Below are 1,340 nucleotides of genomic sequence, written 5' to 3'. Positions count from 1 at the left end.
TCCCGCCACTCCGGGTCGGTCTCGTACGGGCGGCGGGCGTCGTGGCTGCCAGTCCACGGGTGGCAGGCGGCACCGTCGAACGCTGCCCGAGGTGGGAGCGGGGGCCGGGCCTTCGCCACTGGGTGCGCGTCACGCTTGGCCCGCGCCCGGGCTGCTGCGCACGCCTCGCACAGGGCTTCACCGCGGCCTGAGTGCCGAGCTGCGCCCGAGCGGGTGCCGCACGAATCATGTGGCGTTGGGGGTTTCGGGACTCGACTCCGCACGCGGTGGGTGCGCACCGCTTCGGCGTTCGCGACCCGGCACGACTCGCAGGCGTTCTCCCCGCGCCGCCAGTGCGCTGTGTATCCGGCCTTCGAACCGCACCGCGGATCCGGGGTGGGTAGCGCGAGACGGGCCTGAGCGGCGATCACGACACACCCCCTAGGTCCAGCACGCCCTGTGAGAGTCGCTGCGCCGTCAGCTCAGCCTGCCCTTCGCGGATCTCGTAGCCGATCGCCTCGCGCCCAAGGTTGCGGGCCGCGACCAATGTGGACCCGGACCCGGCGAACAGGTCCAGCACCGTCCCACCCCCCGGGCACCCGTAGGCGATGAGCGGCTCGAGGAGGCTGACAGGCTTCTCGGTCTCATTGATGTTGGCCTCGCGAACCACGGGGGCATATCTGATCGAGCGGGCGATCTGCGTCCCGTCGGTCTGGTGGAAATGCTCCCCACGTGACCCGTACGTCTGAACGTCCAGTGCTGACCGCCGAAAGCGCTTCTCTGGCCCTTGGCGAGCTTCACGTGGCGTCTCGTGACAGACCGTGGACCAGTCGCCCTGATACCAGTGGGTGGCAAACTCGTGGACGCGGCGGAACCTATCCGTAGCGAACCCGGGCCCGTTGTTCTTCTCCCACACGATGTCCTGCGAGAGCTTCCAGTCGGTGAACTCGTCGCGCCTGTTGAGGAACATGCGCATCGACCCAAAGCACCACATCGACCGGGCGTGCCGTGCTGCGAGGGCAGGCCACCCGTCGGGCCAACGGTCCCACGTCAGCGACGTCTCACCGTACGGCGGATCAGTCACGATCAGGTCGGCGGTGAAGTCCGGGGCGATGAGCTCACGCCAGTCTCCGAGGTGCAGGGTGACGTGCTCGTCCTGGAAGTAGATGGTCATCGGGGGTTGCCTTTCGCGAGGCGGCGGGCCCGCGCGGCGCGCTCACGGCGCCGCGCGGCCAGCTGCTCTTCCTGACGGGCCTGCTCGCGGGAGGGCCGCCACGCCAGACGGTCGGCGTCCTGCATCGCGGCGAGCACCTCCCCGGCCATCAGAAGCCTTCGCCGTCAGGGTCGGCGTCCGGGTCGTC

General features: G+C 69.8%; 2 protein-coding genes. Both read right to left on the bottom strand.

What is annotated here, in order from left to right:
* Positions 1–406: 406 nt before the first annotated feature.
* Complete coding sequence (locus G6026_RS02110; RefSeq protein ID WP_182612125.1) at positions 407–1,153, bottom strand: site-specific DNA-methyltransferase; 747 nt, start codon at positions 1,151–1,153, stop codon at positions 407–409.
* Entirely contained in the window at positions 1,150–1,302 is a 153-nt protein-coding gene (locus G6026_RS02105; protein ID WP_182612124.1) for a hypothetical protein, read from the bottom strand. The genes G6026_RS02110 and G6026_RS02105 overlap by 4 nt, the downstream gene beginning before the upstream one ends.
* Between the last annotated feature and the right edge of the window lie 38 nt (positions 1,303–1,340).

Source organism: Dietzia sp. DQ11-38-2 (assembly GCF_014145055.1).
GTDB lineage: Bacteria > Actinomycetota > Actinomycetes > Mycobacteriales > Mycobacteriaceae > Dietzia.
Note: the sequence above shows the minus strand (reverse complement) of the source record. Positions and strands in the feature narration are given on the sequence as shown.